Below are 21,064 nucleotides of genomic sequence, written 5' to 3'. Positions count from 1 at the left end.
GGCCGGCCGCGCGGCCGGCCCCGCGAACGACGCGGCCATGGTCGAATATCGCCGACCGCCTCCGCGGTCTTCCCGAGGGAGCCAAGGGCATCTCATGAATCACTACTACATTTCCGCCGCGCGGGGCAGCGATTCGGCCGGAGACGGCTCCGCGACGAGTCCGTGGAGTACGGACCGTCGCGGATATCAAGTCGTCCGCGGTGATCGCGAGCGGAGGGATCGCCCTCGGCGGAGCCGGCCGCCCCGCCAACACCGGGATCGTCTATCGCATCTACTCCAACGGAGGCCACGGGCCGATCGACTACGAGTCGCCGCTCGCGGAGGCGCCCGGGCTGGAATGGACCAGCCAGGCCTTGCCGGCCGGGTCGTCCTTCCGATTCGCGGCGCGAGCCCACGACCCCGTCACCGGCCTCCAGGACGGGAACCTCGACGCGACGGCCTCCCTCGTCATCGACGCGGGGGGGCGGGACGCGACGCGAGTCCCCCGCCCGCCCATGGGCCTCCGCGTCGTGGACAGGGGCGGGGGCCGGGTCCGCCTGGAGTGGGCGGTCGCCGACGCGACGCCGTCCTACCGCGCGACCCACTTCCACGTCTACCTCCGCGAGGGCGCCGTCACGGACTTCACGTCCCCGATCCTGGTCCCCGCGTCGTCCTGGCGCGGCGACGTCGCCTCGGCCGAGATCCACGGCCTCCTGGAAGGGCGGCGTTACGCCGCGGTCGTCCGGGCGGCGAACGCCCACGGCGAGGACGGCAACGTCGACTCCATCTTTTTCACCGCCGACCACACCCCGCCCGCTCGCGTGGACGGCCTGTCCGGCCCCGACGATACGAACGCCCAACTACATTGAAAGGAAAAATCTCCATGCCAAGTCCTCGTAATGGCAAGTCTCAAGCCCCCCGCCGCTCACGTGCAACCGCGGAAGGTGCAAGTTGGTTCTCTCGCAAACTGATTGGCTCCCTGATCGCAGGCGTCGCCCTGGCGATTCCCCAAATTGTCGCCAAATGGCCGTCTCCTCCCGCCAAGGAGTCTCAGCCATCGCATCTGCCACCCATCGTGGTTCGGCAGGAGGTAACGATCACCGGACAGAGATCGACCGACGGCTGCCGCTGTCAACGCGACCCGCGTCCACCCAGCGACCGTAATCCCACTGACGGCGTTTCAAGGGAGCGACCTACCCGGGAGCATGGCCCACCAACGAACAGGACATCTCCACGGGCGACCGAGTGAACGCGGGGCCCATTGCCGCGCTCCAAGCCCTCTGGTCCCGGCCCTGCCGCGGTCGCAACATTGGGTAGGCCGCGTCAGGCCGGTTCGCGCAGGAAGCCCAGCAAGAGTTGGTTCACCCGATCCGCTTCCTCGTGCTGGACCCAGTGCGTCGCCTCCTCGATGAATTCGAGCCGGCCGCGGTCGCAGTAGGCCAGGCTTTTTTCCGCCAAGCGACGGTCGATCGCCGGATCCCTGGCGCCCCAGATGACGAGCGTCGGGGCCGAGACGCGCGCCCGCGAGGTCTCCGAGGACGAGGGCAGGGGGGCGCGATACCAGTTGATCATGGCGGTCATGGCGCCGGGCCGGGACCACGCCTCGGCGTAGGCGTCGAGGTCGGCCTCGGTGAAGGCGTCGGGGCGGCCGGACCGCCGCATCATGCGCCGGAGCGGCGCCCAGCGTCGCGGGCGGAGCAGGGCCTCGGGCAGCCAGGGGACCTGGAACAGCATCGCGTACCAGCTCCGGAGCATCTGCCGGGGCGAGGTCCTGATGAAGCGGCGGAAGGCGTCGGGATGCGGGGCGTTGAGGATCGCGAGCCGCTCCACCCGCTCGGGATGCCGCGCCGCGAGCCACCAGGCCACGATGCCGCCCCAGTCATGGCCCACGATCGCGGCGCGCGGCAGCCCCAGCGAATCCAGCAGGCCCACCACGTCCCCCGCCAGGGCGTCCAGGTTGTACGCCGAGGCCGAAGGCGGCTTGTCGCTCGTGTTGTAGCCGCGCTGGTCCGGCGCGATCACGCGGAAGCCCGAGCCGGCCAGCGGGGCGATCTGATGCCGCCAGCCTCGCCAGAACTCCGGGAAGCCGTGGAGCAACACGACGGGACGCCCCGCGCCGGCCTCGACGAAGTGCAACGAGACGTCGCCGACTCTCGCGGTTCGGTGCTCAATCTGTCTCGGGTCCATGGCGGCCTCCCCGGGCGCGGGTCGCGGGAGTCGGGTCGACGGCCACCGTTGCAACGAGGGCGCCAAGATCGGCAGACCCTCAATCCTCGTCGACGTCGGGGAAGCCCAGTTCCTTCAGGCGGCGGTAGAGCCGGGGGCGAGAGACGCCGAGGATCTCCGCGGCGCGCGACTTGTTGCGTCGGGAGCGGGCCATGGCGTTCTCGATCAGCCGGCGCTCGACGTCGACGAGGATGTCGTCGAGGGGCCTCGGGGGGGCGGGCTTCGGCGCGGGGTAGGCGTCGGCGAGGTGGCCGCGGACGTCGGCGGGGAGGTCGTCGGGGGCGATGAGCGGGGCGTCGCCGCGCCCGTGGGCGTGCTCGACGACCCGGGCCATCTCGCGGAGGTTGCCCGGCCAGTGGTAGGCGGCCAGGATCTCCTCGGCGGCCGGGGTGAAGCCGGCGCGCTGGGGGCCGCCGCGACGATTGATGCGCTCCAACAGGCCCTGCGCGAGCAGCGGGATCTCCTCGCGACGCTCGTGGAGGGGGGCCATGCGGATCGTCAGGACCGACAGGGCCAGGAGGAGATCCTCGCGGAGCGTCCCGTCGCGGACGAGGGCCTCGGGATCGGAGGCCGTGACGGCCAGCACGCGGACGCGGTCGTCGGCCGGTTCGAGGGCTTCCACCAGCCGCGCCTGCACGTCGCGCGGCAGCGAGGCGACGTCGCCGAGCAGGACCGTCGAGCCTTCGACGCCGCCGAGCCGCGCGGGCCCCGGCCGCTCGGGGTCGTCCGGGAGGAACAGCTCGCGGTCGAGGATCGCGGCGGGGAGGGCCTCGCAGTCCAGGGCGCGCAGCGGCGCGTCCGGGGCCTGGAGCAGATGGATGGCACGCGCCGCGTGGCGCTTGCCCGAGCCGGGCTCGCCGACGAGGAGGACCGGCCGGCGCACGGTCGCGGCGACGCGGATCTGCTCCATCAGGCGGCGGTGGGCCGGGCCCGAGCCGATGAGCGAGTCGACGCCGAAACGCCCACGGAGGGCGGCCTGGGCGTCCATCAACGCGAGACGGGCGCGGTGGCCCAGGCCCTCGGCGGCGATCGCGCCGGGGGGGGCGGGCTCGTCGGGGTCGAGGATCCGGCCGAGCATGCCGAGGGGCGCGCCGGCGGGGTCGCGGAACGGCTGGAAGAGGATCCCGCGCCGAGCGGGGCCTCGCTCGGGGTCGACGAACACGGCGGCGGTGGTCGCGACGCGGCCGGCCAGGGCTTCGGGCGGCGGCGCGAGGCTCGCGGCGAGGTCGGCGGGCCCGCCTTGACCGGTCGGGCCGTGCGCGGGGCACGTCAGGCCGACGACGGAGTCGGCCGGGATCGCCGAGAACGCCTCGAAGGCGGGGTTCACCCAGGCGACGCGGAGGTCGGCGTCGAGCCAGAACAGGGGCTCGCGGGCCGAGCGCCAGAGTTGTTCCGGCTTCGGGGCGGAGGGGCGAGGCGGCGGCATGGCGGCCCTTCCGGTCAGTCCTCGCTGAAGCGGCTCCACGACCAGACCACGCGGCCGACGATGAAATCCTCGGGGGCCTCGTCGAGGACGACGGAGACCAGCGGGGTGGAGGGGCCGGGGTTGTTCGGCCGGAGGATGGCGTGTCGGCCGCTGAGATCCAGCCATCGGATCAGCAGCTCGCCGTCCTTGCGGGCGGCGACGATCTTACCCTGGAGGTCCGCCGGGTTGACGTCCGAGCGGTCGATGGCCGCGACCGAGCCGGAGGGCAGGATCGGGCTCATCGCGTCGTCCTGGACGCGCGCCGCGACCGTGGCCGCCGGGTTGGGGAGCCACTGGCGGAAGGCCAGGACGCGGCCGACGGCGTCGGCCGGGTCGAGCCGGGGCCTCAAGAGATCCTCGATCGGGAAGACGGGGACGCTCTGGAATTCCGCGGCCTCGCGGCATGCGTGGGCCGTGCCTTCGGCCCCCCGCTCGCGTTCCAGCTTCTCCAGGCCGCGGCGGATCAGCTCGATCGGGGAGAGTTCCGCGGGGAGGGGCTCGGCCGACCGGCCGCCGTATCGGGGGCCCTCGCCGCTGGTGAGATAGGCGGGCGCGGCGCCGGTCAGCTCGATGAAGGCGAGCAGGACCTCCGCCGGGACGGTCACGCCGGTCTCGTAGTTGTACCACGTCCGCGCCGGCAGGTTAAGCCGTCGCGCCAACTCGGGGCCGCCGTGCTCGCCGAAGAGTTCCTGACGGATCTCCCGGAGGCGGCGCGATAAGGCGGTCTTGATGGTAAGGCGAACTTTCGGTGTTTTCTTCCGAGCCACGGCGCGCGATCCCCCTGCAAGGGAGCCAAGGGCCCCAGATTCCGGGCTTTAGACAGCAATTTTGACGATCATTCGGGGCGTTCACGAAAGCGAGGCGAGAGGGCGGCGGCGGTCCCCCGCGGTCGGGCTCGTCGCTTCGGCATGGGCTCGAACCGGCCCGCCACCCTGGCGAGCCAACTTAACACACGGAACCGGCCGCGTCATCAGGCGTCGAGGCCCATCATATTAAATCATACGCCGACGTAGGGAATCGGCAACGCCACAGCATGGAAGATTGCGTGGGGTGAACGCGCGAGATTAATCCGGACGCCCGGCGGGAGAAAGGAAGGGGGCCGGGGGGATCGCTTGAAATGGCGTGGCCGGCGCTGGGGGAGGGCGCCGGCCCGGGTTGGAGGCCGGTGAGGCGGGCGGTCAATACATGCCGAGTTCGTCGCGGGCGTCTTCCGTCATGCGGTCGGGGGTCCAGGGGGGGGACATGACGAGCCGGACGTCGACCTTGGCGACGCCTTCCACCTTCTCCAGGGCCGCGATGGTGTTGCGGAGGATTTCCGGGCCCATCGGGCAGGCGGGGGAGGTCAGCGTCATCTCGACGTTGACGGCGTCGCCGTCGGTCCGGACCGAGTAGACCAGGCCCAGGTCGAAGACGTTGACGTTCAGCTCGGGGTCGTTGACGGTCTTCAGCGCCTTGATGAGCGCCTCATGCTCAACCATGGGGTGACTCCTCGGAGACGGGGAGGGGGGGATGGAATCGGATTCGATTCAGGGAGATGTGGGCGCGGACCCCACGGCCCGGGCCACGTCGCGCTGGATCCGGCGGAGCACGCCGGTGAGGCCGCCGACGCGGAGCATGCCGAGGACCTCGGTCAGGCCGCAGCGGTCGACCAGGTCGCCGGGGATCTTCATCACGTCGGCCGGCGAGGCCCCGGAGAGCCCTTCCAGCAAAAGCGAGACGAAGCCGCGGACGGTGGGCGATTCCATGGGCGCGTCGGCGTGGAGGGCGACGCGGCCGTCGATCACCTCGACGAACAGATAGACGGGCGACTGGCATTCCGCCACCCGGTGCTCGGCGTCCTTGCGCGCCTCGAGCTCCGGGGGGAGCGGCGGCAGCGAGGCGGCGAAGTCGAGCAACAGGTCGATCCGCTCCTGGCGGTCCGCCTCGCGGAGTTCGGCCACGATGGCGTCGAGCGCGGCGGGCATGGGGATTGTCGGCTCCTTCGGGCGATGTGGGGGGCCGGGCCGCCCGCCCTTCGCGGCGCGGCCCGGCGTGGCTTCGCGGGATCGGTCGGGGTCAGGCCTCGGCGCCGCGCTTGATCGGGGCGCGAACCAGGTTGCCCCACTCGGTCCAGGAGCCGTCGTAGTTGCGGACGCGGGGGTAGCCCAGCAGGTGGGTCAGGACGAACCACGTCAGGCTGGAGCGCTCGCCGATGCGGCAGTAGGCCACCACGTCGTCGGAGGGCTTCAGGCCGGCCTCCCCCTCGAAGATCGCGCGGAGTTCGGCGGGGGACTTGAAGGTGCCGTCCTCGTTGACGGCGCGGCTCCAGGGGACGCCGCGGGCGCCGGGGATGTGGCCGCCGCGGAGCGAGCCCTCCTGGGGGTACTCCTCCATGTGGAGCGCCTCGCCGGTGTACTCCTTCGGGCTGCGGACGTCGATCATCTTGCCGCCGGCCTTCATGTGGGCGAGAACGTCGTCGCGGAAGGCGCGGATGGCCGACTCGTCGCCGCCGACGACCTTGTAGTCGGTCCGCGGGTACGTCGGCGTCTCGCGCGAGGTCGGCCGGCCCTCGTCGAGCCACAGCTTCCGGCCGCCGTTCATGACCTTCAGGTCCTTGTGGCCGAACAGCGTGAAGGCCCAGAAGGCGTAGCAGGCCCACCAGTTCGACTTGTCGCCGTAGAAGACCACGGTGGTGTCGTTGGCGATGCCGTTCCTGGAGCAGAGGTCGGCGAACTTCTCGGCGTCGATGTAGTCGCGGACGATCTGGTCCTGGAGGTCGCCGTGCCAGTCGATCCGCACGGCGCCCGGGACGTGGCCGACGTCGTAGAGGAGGAGGTCCTCGTCGCTCTCGACGATCCGCACCTTGGGATCGTCCAGGTGGTCCTGGACCCACTGGGTCGAGACGAGGGTTTCGGGGTGAGCGTATTCGTCCGCCATCAGTTCAAACTCCCTGGCTTGCCGAGCGATCAAGATTCCCCGAGCTTCGCGGCGACGGCGTCGGCGAGCGTCTCGCGGACGGGGTCGAGCGTGATTCGGTCGTAGACGTTGGCGAAGAAGCCCTCGACGATCAGCCGGACGGCCGTCTCGCGGGGGATGCCGCGCGCCTGGCAGAGGAAGACCATCTCCTCGTCGACGGGGCCGGCCGTCGCGCCGTGGGTGCAGCGGACGTCGTTCGCCTCGATCTCCAGGCCGGGGATCGAGTCGGCGCGGGAGGAATCGGAGAGGATGAGGTTGTCGTTCTTCTGGTAGGCGTCGGTGCGCTGGGCGTCCTGCTCGACCCGGATCATGCCCCGCCAGACGATCCGCGAGCCGTCCTTCAGGCCCCCCTTGTACAGCAGGTCGCTGGTGGTGTGCGGCGCCTGGTGGTCCTGCCGGGTGAAGTAGGCGAGGTGCTGCTTGCCCGTCGTGAACATCACGCCGTTGACCTGCGCCGAGGCCCCCTTGCCGGCGAGGACGACCTCCTGGTTGACCTTCGACAGCCGCGAGCCGAGCGCCCCGACCGTCCACTGGAGCGAGGCGTCGGCGCCGATCACGGCGCGCTCGCGGGTGAAGTGCCAGGTGGCGTCGTCCCAGTTCTGGATGTTGACCAGCTGGAGCCGGGAGCGGTCCTTCTGGACGACCTCGAGCGCACCGACGTGCAGGGCCGGCGCGCCGCCGCGGGCGGCGGAGGCGGTCTCGCGGACGAGGGTGGCCTCGGCGCCCTCCTCCAGCACGACGAGCGTGTGGCCGAAGTCGACGCGGCCCTCGGCGGAGAGGCCGTTGATGCTGAACAGCGGCAGCTCCACCTTCACGCCCTTCGGGACGTACAGCAGCGTGCCGCCGTTCCAGAACGCCGCGTGCCAGGCGGCCATCACGTCGTCCGTCGGCTGGACTACGTTCGTGAGCAGGTGCTCCCGGAGGATCTCCGGGTGCTCCTTGGCCGCCGTCGCCAGGTCGACGAAGACCGCGCCGCCGAGCCGGGACGGATCCGGCGCGCGGACGACCGCGCCGTCGACGTGGGAGACGCCCGTCGCGTAGTGGGACGAGAGGTCTTCCCAGAGCGGGTCGAACGCGGCGCGGGCGGCGGCCGAGGGCTCGACGACGGCGGGCGGGCCGAAGTCGGCCGGCTTGAACGCCCGGATGTCGGTGCGCCGCCACTCCTCGTCGCGGAGGGTCGGCCAGGCCGACGCCTGGAGCCGCGCGAACGCCTCGCGGCGGCGGTCGACGAGCCAGCCGGGCTCGTCGCGCCCCTTCAGGAAGGCCTCGAAAACGTCTTCGGTGAACCCGGCCGGTGCCGCGGTCGTCGCGCTGGGGCTGCTAGTCATGGGGATTCCAGAACTTGAACATCACTTCTTCGCGGAATTCGCTCGTCGCCGCTTCGGCCCCGGCGGCGGGGCCTGACGGCGTTTCTTCGTGTACGGCTCGTTGGCCTCAACGCTCCCACGGCGAGAAGGCTGCCGCCGAAGACGGCGACCGGCAGCAGGCTCCGATTGCCTACCACCCTCGCCGTGTACGGGTCGCCGGGGATGTACTGGACCGCAACCTCGTCTCCGGCGGTGATCTCCCAATCCGGGGGGAGGATGTCGGTCGTCGTCCGGTGCTCGCCCCCTTCTTCCCGGTAGGAGAGGGTCGCGAGCATCACGTTCCGCCCCCGCCGGCTCCCCGGATCCCGACCGAGCTTCGCCTCGACCACGTCCGCCCGGGCGGCGCGGCCCCAGAGGAGGTACCGCGGCTCGTTGACCGAGGAAAACCCCGAGACCACGAACACGACGAGCGCCGTCATCGCCAACCGAAGCCTTCGAATCTCCACCCTGGGCGCCTCCCGCCGGTCTCTATCGCAGGGGCACGGATCGGACCGGCTGGCCCGGTTGCGTAGTCGAGCCGAGGGATTCAGAGGCCCAACCATTCCCGGGCGACCGCCTCGATGCTTTCCATTTGCTCCGGCGTCAGCGCCCCCAATTTCCTGTGGAACTTCGCCAGCGGTACCGCCTGGAGGTTCTGGACGTCGAAGACGCCTTCCCTCCGTAGGAAGCGCAGGCCCAGTTCGACCTCGTAGCGAGTGCCCCAGGTGGCCGTCGTGCCAGGGACGATGACAGCCAACGCTCGCTCCGAGTCGGCTGCAGGAACGCTCAGGACGAGGCACGGGCGGTTCTTCCCCGCCCGCCCCAGGTCGACGACCCAGACCTCACCGCGGCCGACTTCGTTCGCCACGAGCGAAGGCCTCCTCCTCGCGGTCCATCGCGTCGAAGGCCTCCGCGACCAGCGAGGCTTGGTCTCCCTCGGTGATCTCCCCCCAGTTCAGTTCATCCTCGTCCACGGACTCGTGGCCGGGCGGGGCGGCGACGGGCTCGGACGCGGGCGGCGACTTGCGCAGCAGCCTGGCCAGCGCGTCGCGCTTGGCCGGTTCCGAGAGGCGGTCGAAGGCGTCCAGGAAGGCCTGGACCTCGGGGGCGATCGTTTCGGGATGCAGGTCGACGCTCATGGAGACCTCCTTCGTCAGCCGACGGAGCCTTCCATCTGGAGCTGGATGAGCTTGTTCATCTCGACGGCGTACTCCATCGGCAGCTCCTTCACGAGGGGCTCGATGAAGCCGCTGACGATCAGGGCGGAGGCCTCGGCCTCGGAGACGCCGCGGCTCATCAGGTAGAAGAGCTGCTCCTCGCCGATCTTGGAGACGCTGGCCTCGTGGCCGATCTTCACGTCGTCCTCGTCGATCTCGATGTACGGATACGTGTCGGATCGGCTGATCGGGTCGAGGATCAGGGCGTCGCAGACGACGTTCGACTTCGAGCCCTTGGCGCCGTCGGCCACCTTCAGCAGGCCGCGGTAGCTGGACCGGCCGCCGTTGCGGCTGATGCTCTTGGAGATGATCCGCGAGCTGGTGTGGGGCGCCTCGTGGACGACCTTGCCGCCGGTGTCCTGGTGCTGGCCGGCGCCGGCGAACGCGATGGAGAGGATCTCGCCGCGGGCGCCCTTGCCGACCATGTGGACGGCCGGGTACTTCATCGTCAGCTTGCTGCCGAGGTTGCCGTCGACCCACTCCATGATGGCGTCCTCGTGGGCGACGGCGCGCTTGGTCACGAGGTTGTAGACGTTGTTGGCCCAGTTCTGGATCGTCGTGTAGCGGCAGCGGCCCCCCTTCTTCACGACGATCTCGACCACGGCCGAGTGCAGGCTCTCGGAGGAGTACGTCGGGGCGGTGCAGCCCTCGACGTAGTGGACCTGCGCCCCCTCCTCGACGACGATCAGCGTCCGCTCGAACTGGCCCATGTTCTCGGCGTTGATCCGGAAGTAGGCCTGCAGGGGGACGTCGACGTTCACGCCGGCGGGGATGTAGACGAACGAGCCGCCGCTCCAGACCGCGGAGTTCAGCGCCGCGAACTTGTTGTCGCCGATCGGGATGATGGTGCCGATGTACTCGCGGACGAGGTCCGGGTACTCGCGGATGGCGGTGTCGGTGTCGACGAAGATGACGCCCTTCTTCGCCAGATCCTCGCGGAGGCTGTGGTAGACGACCTCCGACTCGTACTGGGCGCCGACGCCGGCGAGGAACTTGCGCTCGGCCTGGGGGATGCCCAGGCGGTCGAACGTGTTCTTGATCTCGGCGGGGACGTCGTCCCAGCTCCGGCCCTGGCGGTCGGTCGCCTTCATGAAGTAGCGGATGTCGTCGAAGTTCAGCTCCGCCAGCGAGCCGCCCCAGGCGGGCATCGGCCTGCTCTCGAACGTCCGCAGGGCCTTGAGGCGGAAGTCCCGCATCCAGGCCGGCTCGCTCTTCATCTCGGAGATCTGCTCGACGACCTCGCGCGAGAGGCCCCGCCCGCTCTTGAAGGCGTAGTTGGCGTCCGAGTCCCGGAAGCCGTACTTGTACTCCTCCTTGATCCCCGCAACCTGCTGATTCAGATCGGTCGCCATCTCAGCCGTCCCTTCGTCGAATGGTGGATCGTCCGTCCCCGCCGGGCCGTCGGGCCGGGGGCCGTCAGGCGCCCACGCCCTGGGCGCGGGGGTCGGCGGCCTCCAGCTCGTCCTCGAGTCGGGCGGCCTCGGGGTGCTTGGCGCGGACCCAGTCGTAGCCCTCGCGCTCCAGCTGCTTGACCAGCTCGGGCCCGCCGCGCTCGACGATCTGGCCGCCGAAGAGGATGTGGACGAACTGGGGCTTGATGTAGGTCAGGATCCGCTCGTAGTGGGTGATGACCAGGATGCCGGTGGAGTGCTTGGCCGCGACGCGGTTGACCCCCTCGGAGACGATCCGGACGGCGTCGATGTCCAGGCCGCTGTCGGTCTCGTCGAGGACGGCGAAGGCCGGGCGGAGCATGGCGAGCTGGAGGATCTCCGCCCGCTTCTTCTCGCCGCCGGAGAACCCCTCGTTGAGGTAGCGGCGGGCGAACTCCGGGTCCATCCCCAGGTCGTCCATCTCCTGGCGCAGCTCCTTGCGGAACTCGCGCATCGGGATGAGGTCCTGCCCCTCCTTGCGGTCCGGGTTCCGGACGTTGGTGACGGCGTGGCGGAGGAAGTTGGCCACGGTGACGCCGGGGATGGCCGTCGGGTACTGGAACGCGAGGAACAGCCCCGCCTTCGCCCGCTCGTCGGGCCCCATCTCCAGCAGGTCGACGCCGTCGATGGTGGCCGAGCCCCCCGTCACCTCGTAGTTGGGGTGCCCCATCAGCGCGTAGCTCAGGGTGCTCTTGCCCGAGCCGTTGGGGCCCATCAGCGCGTGGACCTCCCCCTGCTTGATCGTCAGGTCGACCCCGCGGAGGATCTCCTTGCCCTCGATGGCGACGCGCAGATTCTCGATCCGGAGGACTTTACTCATCGACATTTAAACCCTGTTGACGTCGTCTTTCGAAAGCGAGCGGGGCGGCCTTCCGGGGCCGGGGCGACGCCAGGACGGCCCCGGCGATCGCCGGCTTCGCCTGGAAGTCGCACGATCGGTCGCCGTCGAGCCGGCACTGCGAGAGGGTCAGCCCCTTGCCCAGCACCTTCTCGAACATCTTCCGCTCCAGGGCGCAGATGGCCCTGTCCAGCTCGGCCAGTTCGTAATAGGGGCAGGAGTGCTGGCGGAGGAACGCCGGCCGGTCGTCCCCGTCGCGGGCGACCTCGGCCTCCACCCCTCGCACCTGCAGCAGCCCGCTGAGCTGGACCAGCCGGCCCTCCCAGCCCTCCCCCTTGACCTGGGAGCGGTACAGCTCGGCCAGGCGTTCGGTGATCCTCGTGAACAGCAAGCGGCGGAGCCTGGGGTCGTCCACCGCGGTCATCATCTCTTCCCAGAGGGCCACGGCGAGGTCGGCGTAGTTCTGACCCAGCCGCTTGTGCGCCTCGACGCTGGCCCGGTATTCGTGCTTGGGGCGGCCCCGGCCGTCCTGGCGGGATTGGCGTTCCACCAGCCCGGCGCCCAGGAGCCGGGCCAGCCGGTTCCGGACCGCCGTCCCGGTCACCCCGGTCTCCGCGGCCATCTCGCCGACCGTCAACGGGCCCCGTCGGCGGATGAGGTCCAGCAGCGCCCGATCCGACGTTTCGGACATCGAATCCCCCTTGTTTCAAGGAAGGCGCGGCCGACGAGCGGCCGGCTCCGCGCCGCCCGCTGGAACCCCATTGTAGCCACGCCCTTCCGCCCCGTCCACGCGCCGAGCCCTATTTTTCGCAATTTGCGTTGCGAGAAAGGCGAAAAATCGAGGCCGCCCGCCTCGCCGGGGCGCCCGCGCGCGAGTCGGCCCGGAGGGCGGCGATCGGGCGCGGGGGCCGGGCCGGGGCGCGGCCATCGGCCGGGGGGAGGATGGCGGCGAGGGCGACGGCCGGGAGGAAGTAGTGGGCGAAGCTGACGGGCTGGAACAGCATCGCGGCGCACAGGCCGACGGCCATCGCCGCGAGCGTGGCCGCGGGGCGTCGCGAGGCGTGGGCCGTCCAGGAGGCCGCCGCCAGGACGAGCGCGGTGGCGATCGTCGCGGCGTGGGGGGCGACCCGCGAGGCGAGCGGCAGGAACGTGAATCGCCCCGACATGACCGGCCCCGACATCCCCCCGCGCTCCAGGAAGGCCGACCGCGCCAACGGGCCGGCGTCCCAGGCGAGGAAGGGCGCCAGCACGAGCATGAACATCGCGGCCGCCAGCGCGCCGAGGCCGACGGCGCGCGCCGGGCCCCATCGCCGCGCCCAGCCGGCGAGCAGGATCGGCCCGCACGCGCCGATCATCTGGTTCGCGCCCGTCGCCAGGCCCAGGACGATTGCCTGGAGGCGCGGGCCGGACAGGAGCGCGGCGTATCCCAGGAGGGTCGCCAGCAGGACGCTCGGCGGGTATTGCGTGTTGGCGCCGAAGTGGACCCAGATCGGGTGGAGCATCAGGCACGGGAGCAGCAATTGCTCGATGGCCGGCCCGGAGTCGGCGTCGCGGCCCGCCCGGATCGCGACGAGCCGCCCGAGGTAGACGGCCGCGACCGCCGTCAGCGCGTCGCAGACGGCGTTGGCGTAGCGAAGGTCCACGCCGAGGGCCCAGGCGGGGGCGTAGGGCAGGAGGGTCAGCGGCAGGTAGGGCATCGGCGGCGCTTCGACCAGGTACGGGGAATGGCCGAAGGACATCGCCTCGAAGGCCCGCCGGACGTTCTCCAGCATGTCTCCGTCGAGCCGATGGAACGGCCAGACCCATTGCGCGAGCAGCCGCGTCCCGACCATCAGCCCCGCCAGCGAGACCGCCAGCCAGCGCGTCGAATACCCGCGCCGGGCGAGCACCGCGACCGCCACGGCCCAGGAACCGATCAGGATCGCCAGCGGGATGGTCGGCGGCGTCCGGGGCATCAGCACCAGGTAAGGCGCGAGCGGCCTCGCCGCCGCGTTGGGCGCCAGCAGCGCGGTCAGGACCAGGACGACCACGCGGGGACGGATCGCGGGGGAGGGGGCGGGGTGGAGGCGTCGGCGTCCGAGGATCGGGGCCGCCATCTCGACGACCGCCATGAGCAGCAGCGCCGAGGCCGCGTAGCCCAGGGCGGCCCGCGTGGCCCCCGAGGCGTGCCATCCCGCGCGCTGGGCGACCAGCGCGGCCGCGACGGCCAGCGCGGCCATCGCCTTGTACGAGGCCCCTCGGATCATGGCCGGTCCCGCCCCCCCGTCGCGCGGCCCCGGAATGAGGCGGCCTCGCCGGGTCTATCGGCAAGCCGCGCGTGGAGACTCGCCGGATCGGGAGCGAAGCGGGACGATCCGGGCGCGATTGTTCCAAGTATGGCGCCTGCGCCACGCCGCGGCGCGACGCTCGTTGCACGCACCCGGGTGATCGGCCACAATGCGCCCGGCGAGCCCGTCGACGACCGACGACGCTCGCGCGGGGACCGACCAGGGGCGCGCGATGCCCGACCGATACCGGGAGACCGAGCCGGCCGCCGAGGCGGAGGAGCCGACGGAAGGCCTCACCCCGACCGAGGAGACGGCGGCGCCGACGACCCCGGCGACCGTGGAGCCTTCCCTCGGTGCCGGGGACGTCGACGCGTTCGTCCGCGCCGCGCCGGAGTCGCTGTCGGATCGCTACGACCTGCTCAAGCTCCACGCCAAGGGGGGGATGGGCCAGGTCTGGCGGGCACGGGACCGGCAGTTGCCGCGCGAGGTGGCGATCAAGGAGTTGCAGCCCAGGGTCGCCGACCGCGAGGACCTCCGCGCGCGGTTCCTCGTCGAGGCCGAGATCACCGGCCGGCTGGAACACCCGGGCATCGTGCCGATCTACAGCCTGGGGGAGGACGAGGCCGGCCGGCCGTACTACGCCATGCGGTTCGTGCGCGGCCACAGCCTGGTGAAGGCCATCCGCGACTTCCACCGGGCGCGCCGGGACGCCGAGGCCGCCGGCGCCTCCCCGGCGCGCGCCTGGGGGCTGGAATTCCGCCTGCTGCTCCGCCGGTTCGTCGGCGCGTGCGAGGCGCTGGAGTACGCGCACGGCCAGGGCTGCATCCACCGCGACCTGAAGCCCGGCAACATCATGGTGGGCCCCTACGGCGAGACGCTGGTGGTCGACTGGGGCCTGGGGAAGATCCTGGGGAGCGGCCCGGAGCCCGCGCCGGCCCCCTCGTCCGACGGCGACGACGACGAGCGACGCACCCCCATCAGCGCGACGAAGCCCGGCGATCGCATCGGCACGCCGCAATACATGAGCCCGGAACAGACCCTCGGGGATCTGGAGCGGGTCGGCCCGTCGAGCGACGTCTACAGCCTGGGGGCGACCCTCTTCGAGCTGCTGACGGGCAAGCCCCCCTTCGACGGCCGCGACCCGCACGCGATCACCGTGGCCGTGATGCGCGGGGCGAGGCCGCCGCGCTCCGTCCTCCCGTCGGTCCCCGCGGCGCTGGACGCGGTCTGCGCCAGGGCCATGGCCTTCCGCCGGGAGGATCGCTACGAATCGGCCGGGGCGCTCGCGCGCGACCTGGAGAACTGGCTGGCCGACGAGCCCGTCTCCGCCCGCCCGGAGCCCCGCCGCGAGCGGCTGGCGCGGTGGATCCGCCGCCGCCGTGCCTGGGCCGCTGCCGCGGCCGTGGCGCTCGTCGCCGTCAGCGTGGCCGCGACCACGGCCGCCGTGGCGGTCGGCCGGTCGTGGCGGAACGAGTCGGCCGCGCGAGCCCTGGCCGAGGCGAACTTCGAGGACGCGCAGGAGACCGTCGACAAGTACCTCACGCGGATCAGCCAGGACGAGCTGCTGTCGCGCGAGGACTCCGTCGACATGCGCCAGCTCCGCCACGACCTGCTGCGCGAGGCGCTGGCGTATTACGAGCGCTTCGCGCGCGAGCACGCCGACGACGACCGGCTGAAGCGTCGGCTGGCCGAGGCGTTCGGCAACATGGGCGTCATCCAGTTGCAGATCGCGACGCCCGCGGACGCGATCGCCCCGTTCGAGGCCGCTGTGGCGACCTGGGAGGGGCTGATGGCGAGGGCCCCCGACGGCCGCCGCCCCGTCGCCGAGCATGGCTGGGCGCTGTTCCAGCTGGGGGAGGCGAGGGAGGCCCACGGGAGCCTGAGCGACGCCCAGGCGGCCTACGCCGCCTCGGTCGCCGCGCTGCGGCCGACGCCCGCGCCCCCGGGGGGGGCGGACCGGTCGGGTCGCGCCCTGGCCTCCGCCCTGCTGGGGTTGGCTTCGATCCGGGACAAGCTGGGCGACGCCGAGGGCGCGCTCGCCGCCTACGCCGAGGCGCGGGGGCTCCTGGAGCGGCTGGCGGCCGATCGGCCGGACGACGCCGCGATCGGCGTCCAACTCGCCAGGGCGGCGAACACGCAAGGGGTGATGGCGAGCCGCCGCCGCGACCACGCCGCGGCCCTGCGCCACTACGAGGAATGCCGCGCCGTCTGCCGGTCCCGGCTGGACGCGATCGCGCGGGGCCGTCCCCGGCCGCTGACGCTGCTGGAGCTGGGCGCGATCGGCGCCGCCAACGTGGCCGACGCCCTGGCCGAGACGGGCCGCCTCGCCGAGGCCGAGGAGGCGTACGCCCGCGCCCTGGAGGAGTACCGCGACCTGTCGGCGTCGCACCCGACCGTCGGCCGCTTCCGGCGGAGCCTCGGCCACGTGCAGGGGGGCCTCGGCTACGTCAGGCTCGCCCTCGGCCGCGACGCCGACGCCCTGCGGGCGCTGGAGGAGGCGACCGAGACCTTCGAGGCCCTGCTGGCGACCTCCCCCGACGACACGGCGAGCCGGGGCCGGCTGGCCCGGTCGCTCAACACGATCGGCTGCATCCGCGACGGCCGCGAGGAGCACCGCGACGCGATGCCGGAATTCCGCCGCGCCATCGCCGAGTATCGCCGGGCCATCGCCGGCGCGGCCGAGATGCTCGACTTCCGCGACGGCCTGTCGCACAGCCTGGCGAACCTCGCCGAGCAGCACGCCGACCTGGGCGAGATCGGCGCGGCGACCGAGGCGTGGGAGGAGGCGGCGCGGGCCGTCCTCGACGTCCTTCGCGACCCCGCGGCGCGTGGGACGCACCTGCCGATCTCGCTCTCGCTGGCCATCACGTCGGGCGAGGTCCGGCTCCACGCCGGGGACGTCGACGGCGCGCTGGCCCGGTTCGACGAGGTCGCCGACGCGATCCGCGCGACCCCCGCCGCCGACGACGCCGCCCGCGCCGCGGCCGTCGCCACCCTGGAAGTCCGTCGCGCCGAGGCCCTCCTCGCCGCCGGCCGGGTCGACCAGGCCCGGTCGATCCTCGATCGGCTGGAGGACGGCCCGAAGCCCTCGCGCGGCACCATCTCCGAGGCCCTTTGGCTCCGCGCCGAGGCGCTGCGACGATCGGGCCGCGAGCCCGACGCCCGCGCCGTGGAGGCCGACCGCGCCGCCCTCTGGACCCACGACGCCGCCGCCGCGCTGGTCGCCGAGGCGTCCACCTCGGCGACTCGCGCCTGCCTGTTCGGCCATGGCTCGGCGCCGCTCCCGGAGATCGGCCGGCGGGCCCGTTCCCTCGCCGCCGCGAAGGCCGCCGACGACCTGCGGCTCGCCCTGGCCCTCGGCCTCGCCGACCGGGGCCAGATCCGCGCCAATCGCGACCTCGCGCGGGCCCTGGCGCCCCCGGAATTCCGCGACCTGCGCGACGAACTCGCCTTCCCGGAATTCCCGTTCGCGGAGGCGACCCGGTAAGATTCCTTCCCGTTCGGCCGTCCCGTTGGATGATCTCGCGCGGGGATCGATCCCGCCTCACCACCCACCGCTAGAAGGAGGCCCGCATGCCCGACAACCCGACCCAGCCCGGCGCGACCGGCGCCGGGGAAGACGACACGAATTCGGTCACCGGCCCGACCGGCCCGATCGACAACCCTCCGGGCACGAACCCGACTCCGACGGGGCCGACCGGGCCGACGGGTCCGACCCAGCCCACCCAGCCCCCGACCGACACGACCGAGTGATCCCAGGCCGGGAGACGCCCCCTCACGCGGGGCGGTCGACGGCCCCGCCGCCGGGCTTCGGAGGGGAGACCGGCGGGACGGTCCAGGTCGAGCCGATCCCCGGCGACGGCGGACGGCCGGCCTCGACCGCGCGCACCAAAACCTCGGCGGCGATCTCCAGCCCCAGGCTGTGCGAATCCAGCACCATGTCGTAATTGTGGGGGTCGGCGCCGTTGATCCGGTGCATCGTCCGGTCGAACGCCAGCCGGCGGGCGTCCAGATCCTTCGCCGCCCGCCGCGCCGTCCGCGCGGAGACCCCCATCCGCTCGCCCAGGCGGACGGCCCGCGCCTTCATCGGGGCGACGATCCGCACCGAGAGCGTCGCCTCGCGCGGCAGCAAGAAGCCCGCGCCCCTTCCGACCAGCACCGACTGGCCGGCGCGGCCGATGGCCTCCAGCAGCTTCGCCAGGTGGTCCAGGTAGGCCTCCTGCGGCGCGTAGTGCTCCTCGCGCAGCGGGAGGAGCCAGTCCTGGATGACGCTCGGCGCCAGTTCGTCGTAGGTGCGCACCTCGTCGACGGTGGTCTGCATGCGGTGGGCGATGGCCTCCAGCAGCTCGTGGTCGAAGACCTTCCAGCCCAGGCGACGCCCGACCATCCGCGCGATCGCCCCGGCGCCGGCGCCCGCCTCGCGGCTGATGCAGATGTTCTGGAACCGCGCCGAGCCCCCGGCGGACAGCGGCAGCTCGCGCTCCTCGTCCCCCCAGCCCAGCAGCCAGCGCACCACCGAGCGGGGCCATTCGCCCAGCGCCCAGCCCCGGTCGGGCCCCGGCGCGGGGGCCTCGGAGGTCGAGATCGAGAACGGTTCCCACGAGCCCATGTCCACGCCCTCCTCCCTCCGCGTCGCCGCCCCAAGTCACTCTAGGAGATCGGCCGCCCGTTGAAAAGCCGCCGCCGTCGGCCGGACGTTGTAACAGTTACATCCGGCCGCCGCCCCGCGAGAATCATCGCGAGATCGTAAATTTTCGCTCAAGTCTCGCCCCGACCATGGTTTGAAACGGGACGCCGGGGGCCTCGGCCCGGCTCGGCGCGCCGATTGCCCTATGGTAGTCACGTCTGGCGGAGGACGGACGGGCGGCCCCGCGAAGGCGGACCGGCCGCGACAGGATCAAGACGGGCCCGGATGAAGGATCGTCCCACGATGAAGAATCGGCGACACACCCTCCTGTGGATGAAGGATCTCCTGGACCACATGGCGCAGTGCCACGACCAGCTCCAGTGGGCCGACGAGGGCGACCCGGCCCAGGACTTCCTGGCCGACTCCCTCCTGAACAACCTGGCCGAGTGCCGCCGCCTCTGCGAGGAGCTGAAGGCCCCCGAGGCCCGCTCCGCCCCGCGCTTCGCCCTCTCCTGAACGACCCCCGGTGGGTTGACCCCCGCCCCCGGCCCGGTCATCCTCGCGGTCGACGAGGACCAATCGCCTCTCGATCACGGGGGACAGCATGAGCCGGACGGAGATCGATCGCAGGGCTTTCCTGGGCATGGCCGCCGGCGTCGCGAGCTGGGCGGCCACGGGCTTCGCGGGGACCGCGGCGGGCCGCCCGCGCCTCCCCGGCCGCGACGGCTTCTCGTTCCTGCACTCCTACGACTCGACCGGCCGCTACTGGAAGGGGATCGAGAAGGCGGGTCTGATCCGGCCGACCAACGGCGTCCGGCTGGTGAACACGCCGTTCAGCGACGACGACGCCCACCGCTTCAACGTCACGGCGGCCCGCGGCGGCCCTCTCCACGCCATCCTGGCCGCGCGCAAGCCCTGGTTCGTGGTCGACCGCGTCTGCGGCGGGGCCCCTTATCGCGACTACGCCTTCGACAAGGCCCTGATCGCCGAGTACGCCGCGCTCCTGGGCGACCGGTTCCTCGGAGGCCAGGTGCACGAGGTCCTGTCCAACACTCACAACGACTGGAACCGCTTCAAGACGGCCAACGCCGAGAAGTCGGCCGGCCCGATCGACCCCGACGACTTCCGGGGCTACTTCGACTGGAACGGCCAGGCTCGCTGGCTCGAGTACGGCACCCCGGACGACTATCGCGGCCGGGTCCGCCCGACCGACGAGCGGGGCTTCTGGGCCGAGGCCGAACATAACGTGAAGCGCCAGGGCGAGCGCTTCGGCGGGCGGTTCTCCTACGCGGAGGGGACCGGCCACGGCGAGCTGGCGTGGCCGGCGTTCTACCGCTTCGGCGCGTCGTCGTGCTTCGTGGAGGTCGGGCCTTGGGCCTCGGCGCGATCGCAGTTCTCCATCGCCGTCGCCCGCGGCGCGTCGAGGGCGGCGGGCAGGCCCTGGGGCGTCTTCTTCGCCCCCTGGGGCCCGGAAGGATGCACCAGCTGGGTCGAGCCGTCGGAATCCTCGTGGCGGGTCGAGCGACGGGCGCTCGACCAGAGCGGCTGGCCGGTCGGCCCGGACAAGGGGCCTTCGAGCGCCTTCCAGCGCAGGACGTTCTTCCACGCCTACCTCTCCGGCGCGTACACGCTGCATGAGGAGTGGGGCGCGGAAGACAACCTGAGCGACATCGAGGCCGGCGTCCTTTCCTCCTACGGCGAGGTCACGCGCGACCTGCTCGACTTCCAGGACGCCAACCCCGACGTCGGCGAGCCCTTCACGCCGATCGCGCTGCTGGCCGAGCCCGTCATCCCGCCCAACGCCGCCGAGTGGGCCGCCGTGAAGGAGGCGATCTTCGCCCCCTCGGCCTTCGACAGGGCCCAGGCCACGCGCCCGACCGCGAACAACGCCGAGGCCGCATGCTACCCGGCCATGGCCCTGCCGGAAGTCTTCGACGTGGTGCCCGCCGACGCCCCGGCGGCCCTTCTCGCCGGGTACGAGGCGGTCATCCCCGCCTCGAACCCCGACGCGGCCGACCGCCTGCGCGCGGCCGTCGCCCGCCTCTGCCCGTTCCGCCGCGAGACGACGCTCCCCTTGCAGGTCAACCGTCGCGCCTCCGACGGCGCGTGGATCCTCGCCCTGCACAACCCCTGGGGCGCCACGCGGGGCGACGTCGAGGCCACCGGCAGCGTCCTCGACCCCGAATGCCGCCAGAGGGACGTGATCGCCGCCGCGACGCGCATACGCTCCGTCCGAGCCCTCCACGCCTGGCCCGAGGGGACCGCCGCCACGCTCCGGGGCGACGCCATCGAATGCGAGGTCGGCCCCGGCGGCGTCCTGATCCTGGAGGTCCGTCTGGACGGCTGACGCGCGGACGAGCCCGCCCGGCGACGCCTTGACCGCCGCGCCGGGCGCCAGCATGCTGGGAATTCGACGACCACGCACGGCACGCCCGACGACTTTAGACGATCGAGGTCCGCCATGCTCCTCGGACTGCTCCCCATGATCGGCCCGATGGAAGTCCTGGTGTTGTTGGTGATGGGCTTCGCCGTCGTCTGGCCGGCGTGCCGGATCTGCGACAAGGCGGGCTTCCCCGGCGCGCTGGGGCTGCTCGTCATCATCCCCATCCTGGGCATCGGCCTGATGCTCTTCCTCGCGTTCGCCGAGTGGCCGGCCCTGCGCCACGCGAGTAAGGAGACGCATCGGTCCGATTGGAACCTGGATTAGACGACCC

Annotated in this window: 21 protein-coding genes; 6 read left to right on the top strand and 15 right to left on the bottom strand. The window is 72.1% G+C overall.

Annotation, left to right across the window (positions count from 1 at the left end):
- The first annotated feature begins 200 nt into the window (after positions 1–200).
- Positions 201–848: a fibronectin type III domain-containing protein gene (locus WG209_RS07055; RefSeq protein ID WP_337174316.1), complete on the top strand. Its 648-nt coding sequence runs from the start codon at positions 201–203 to the stop codon at positions 846–848.
- 454 nt (positions 849–1,302) lie between these two features.
- Here WG209_RS07055 and WG209_RS07050 read toward each other — a convergent pair whose 3' ends face one another.
- The 14 genes from WG209_RS07050 to WG209_RS06985 form a co-directional block, all read right to left on the bottom strand.
- A complete protein-coding gene (locus tag WG209_RS07050; protein WP_337174315.1) occupies positions 1,303–2,166 on the bottom strand; it encodes an alpha/beta hydrolase in 864 nt (287 codons plus the stop codon).
- A gap of 79 nt (positions 2,167–2,245) precedes the next feature.
- Entirely contained in the window at positions 2,246–3,631 is a 1,386-nt protein-coding gene (locus WG209_RS07045; RefSeq protein ID WP_337174314.1) for a sigma 54-interacting transcriptional regulator, read from the bottom strand.
- Positions 3,632–3,645: 14 nt separating this feature from the next.
- Positions 3,646–4,329: a S24 family peptidase gene (locus WG209_RS07040; protein ID WP_337174313.1), complete on the bottom strand. Its 684-nt coding sequence runs from the start codon at positions 4,327–4,329 to the stop codon at positions 3,646–3,648.
- A 519-nt stretch (positions 4,330–4,848) separates the two neighbouring features.
- Positions 4,849–5,148, bottom strand: coding sequence for a metal-sulfur cluster assembly factor (locus WG209_RS07035; RefSeq protein WP_337174312.1), 300 nt, complete (start codon positions 5,146–5,148; stop codon positions 4,849–4,851).
- A gap of 48 nt (positions 5,149–5,196) precedes the next feature.
- Positions 5,197–5,634 carry a SufE family protein gene (locus WG209_RS07030; protein ID WP_337174311.1) on the bottom strand — a complete coding sequence of 146 codons (438 nt, stop codon included), beginning with the start codon at positions 5,632–5,634 and terminating at the stop codon, positions 5,197–5,199.
- A 91-nt stretch (positions 5,635–5,725) separates the two neighbouring features.
- Positions 5,726–6,586, bottom strand: coding sequence for a sulfurtransferase (locus WG209_RS07025; RefSeq protein ID WP_337174310.1), 861 nt, complete (start codon positions 6,584–6,586; stop codon positions 5,726–5,728).
- Between the two features lie 29 nt (positions 6,587–6,615).
- The gene (gene sufD, locus WG209_RS07020) at positions 6,616–7,953 is read right to left on the bottom strand and encodes a Fe-S cluster assembly protein SufD (RefSeq protein WP_337174309.1); all 1,338 of its coding nucleotides are present in this window, start codon (positions 7,951–7,953) and stop codon (positions 6,616–6,618) included.
- Complete coding sequence (locus tag WG209_RS07015; protein WP_337174308.1) at positions 7,950–8,438, bottom strand: hypothetical protein; 489 nt, start codon at positions 8,436–8,438, stop codon at positions 7,950–7,952. Before WG209_RS07015 ends, sufD begins: the two co-directional genes overlap by 4 nt.
- An 80-nt stretch (positions 8,439–8,518) precedes the next feature.
- On the bottom strand, positions 8,519–8,839 hold the full coding sequence (locus tag WG209_RS07010; RefSeq protein WP_337174307.1) for a type II toxin-antitoxin system PemK/MazF family toxin: 321 nt from the start codon (positions 8,837–8,839) through the stop codon (positions 8,519–8,521).
- Positions 8,814–9,110 carry a hypothetical protein gene (locus tag WG209_RS07005; RefSeq protein WP_337174306.1) on the bottom strand — a complete coding sequence of 99 codons (297 nt, stop codon included), beginning with the start codon at positions 9,108–9,110 and terminating at the stop codon, positions 8,814–8,816. The genes WG209_RS07010 and WG209_RS07005 overlap by 26 nt, the downstream gene beginning before the upstream one ends.
- 14 nt (positions 9,111–9,124) lie before the next feature.
- Complete coding sequence (sufB, locus tag WG209_RS07000) at positions 9,125–10,540, bottom strand: Fe-S cluster assembly protein SufB (RefSeq protein ID WP_337174305.1); 1,416 nt, start codon at positions 10,538–10,540, stop codon at positions 9,125–9,127.
- A gap of 64 nt (positions 10,541–10,604) precedes the next feature.
- Positions 10,605–11,438, bottom strand: coding sequence for a Fe-S cluster assembly ATPase SufC (sufC, locus tag WG209_RS06995; RefSeq protein ID WP_337174304.1), 834 nt, complete (start codon positions 11,436–11,438; stop codon positions 10,605–10,607).
- Positions 11,431–12,147, bottom strand: coding sequence for a MarR family transcriptional regulator (locus WG209_RS06990; RefSeq protein ID WP_337174303.1), 717 nt, complete (start codon positions 12,145–12,147; stop codon positions 11,431–11,433). Before WG209_RS06990 ends, sufC begins: the two co-directional genes overlap by 8 nt.
- Before the next feature lie 109 nt (positions 12,148–12,256).
- Positions 12,257–13,702: a hypothetical protein gene (locus WG209_RS06985; RefSeq protein WP_337174302.1), complete on the bottom strand. Its 1,446-nt coding sequence runs from the start codon at positions 13,700–13,702 to the stop codon at positions 12,257–12,259.
- 253 nt (positions 13,703–13,955) lie between these two features.
- Between WG209_RS06985 and WG209_RS06980 the strand changes: the two genes are divergently transcribed.
- Positions 13,956–17,210, top strand: coding sequence for a serine/threonine-protein kinase (locus WG209_RS06980; protein WP_337174301.1), 3,255 nt, complete (start codon positions 13,956–13,958; stop codon positions 17,208–17,210).
- 86 nt (positions 17,211–17,296) lie between these two features.
- On the top strand, positions 17,297–17,476 hold the full coding sequence (locus WG209_RS06975) for a hypothetical protein (RefSeq protein ID WP_337174300.1): 180 nt from the start codon (positions 17,297–17,299) through the stop codon (positions 17,474–17,476).
- Between the two features lie 22 nt (positions 17,477–17,498).
- Here WG209_RS06975 and WG209_RS06970 read toward each other — a convergent pair whose 3' ends face one another.
- A complete protein-coding gene (locus WG209_RS06970; RefSeq protein WP_337174299.1) occupies positions 17,499–18,332 on the bottom strand; it encodes a cytidylate kinase-like family protein in 834 nt (277 codons plus the stop codon).
- 321 nt (positions 18,333–18,653) lie between these two features.
- Here WG209_RS06970 and WG209_RS06965 point away from each other — a divergent pair, with 321 nt between their 5' ends.
- From WG209_RS06965 to WG209_RS06955, 3 genes are all read left to right on the top strand, one after another.
- Complete coding sequence (locus tag WG209_RS06965; protein ID WP_337174298.1) at positions 18,654–18,866, top strand: hypothetical protein; 213 nt, start codon at positions 18,654–18,656, stop codon at positions 18,864–18,866.
- Between the two features lie 88 nt (positions 18,867–18,954).
- Entirely contained in the window at positions 18,955–20,697 is a 1,743-nt protein-coding gene (locus tag WG209_RS06960) for a hypothetical protein (RefSeq protein WP_337174297.1), read from the top strand.
- 114 nt (positions 20,698–20,811) lie between these two features.
- A complete protein-coding gene (locus WG209_RS06955; protein ID WP_337174296.1) occupies positions 20,812–21,057 on the top strand; it encodes a hypothetical protein in 246 nt (81 codons plus the stop codon).
- Positions 21,058–21,064: the final 7 nt, after the last annotated feature.

This window comes from Paludisphaera sp., assembly GCF_037189885.1.
Taxonomy (GTDB): Bacteria; Planctomycetota; Planctomycetia; order Isosphaerales; family Isosphaeraceae; genus Paludisphaera.
Note: the sequence above shows the minus strand (reverse complement) of the source record. Positions and strands in the feature narration are given on the sequence as shown.

What these genes read in the sequence shown, in the direction of transcription:
- WG209_RS07050 (WP_337174315.1), bottom strand. Translation starts at nt 2,166, where the DNA reads ATGGACCCGAGACAGATTGAGCACCGAACCGCGAGAGTCGGCGACGTC.
- WG209_RS07045 (WP_337174314.1), bottom strand. Translation starts at nt 3,631, where the DNA reads ATGCCGCCGCCTCGCCCCTCCGCCCCGAAGCCGGAACAACTCTGGCGC.
- WG209_RS07035 (WP_337174312.1), bottom strand. Translation starts at nt 5,148, where the DNA reads ATGGTTGAGCATGAGGCGCTCATCAAGGCGCTGAAGACCGTCAACGAC.
- WG209_RS07030 (WP_337174311.1), bottom strand. Translation starts at nt 5,634, where the DNA reads ATGCCCGCCGCGCTCGACGCCATCGTGGCCGAACTCCGCGAGGCGGAC.
- WG209_RS07025 (WP_337174310.1), bottom strand. Translation starts at nt 6,586, where the DNA reads ATGGCGGACGAATACGCTCACCCCGAAACCCTCGTCTCGACCCAGTGG.
- sufD (WP_337174309.1), bottom strand. Translation starts at nt 7,953, where the DNA reads ATGACTAGCAGCCCCAGCGCGACGACCGCGGCACCGGCCGGGTTCACC.
- WG209_RS07005 (WP_337174306.1), bottom strand. Translation starts at nt 9,110, where the DNA reads ATGAGCGTCGACCTGCATCCCGAAACGATCGCCCCCGAGGTCCAGGCC.
- sufB (WP_337174305.1), bottom strand. Translation starts at nt 10,540, where the DNA reads ATGGCGACCGATCTGAATCAGCAGGTTGCGGGGATCAAGGAGGAGTAC.
- sufC (WP_337174304.1), bottom strand. Translation starts at nt 11,438, where the DNA reads ATGAGTAAAGTCCTCCGGATCGAGAATCTGCGCGTCGCCATCGAGGGC.
- WG209_RS06990 (WP_337174303.1), bottom strand. Translation starts at nt 12,147, where the DNA reads ATGTCCGAAACGTCGGATCGGGCGCTGCTGGACCTCATCCGCCGACGG.
- WG209_RS06985 (WP_337174302.1), bottom strand. Translation starts at nt 13,702, where the DNA reads ATGATCCGAGGGGCCTCGTACAAGGCGATGGCCGCGCTGGCCGTCGCG.
- WG209_RS06980 (WP_337174301.1), top strand. Translation starts at nt 13,956, where the DNA reads ATGCCCGACCGATACCGGGAGACCGAGCCGGCCGCCGAGGCGGAGGAG.
- WG209_RS06975 (WP_337174300.1), top strand. Translation starts at nt 17,297, where the DNA reads ATGCCCGACAACCCGACCCAGCCCGGCGCGACCGGCGCCGGGGAAGAC.
- WG209_RS06970 (WP_337174299.1), bottom strand. Translation starts at nt 18,332, where the DNA reads ATGGGCTCGTGGGAACCGTTCTCGATCTCGACCTCCGAGGCCCCCGCG.
- WG209_RS06965 (WP_337174298.1), top strand. Translation starts at nt 18,654, where the DNA reads ATGAAGAATCGGCGACACACCCTCCTGTGGATGAAGGATCTCCTGGAC.
- WG209_RS06960 (WP_337174297.1), top strand. Translation starts at nt 18,955, where the DNA reads ATGAGCCGGACGGAGATCGATCGCAGGGCTTTCCTGGGCATGGCCGCC.
- WG209_RS06955 (WP_337174296.1), top strand. Translation starts at nt 20,812, where the DNA reads ATGCTCCTCGGACTGCTCCCCATGATCGGCCCGATGGAAGTCCTGGTG.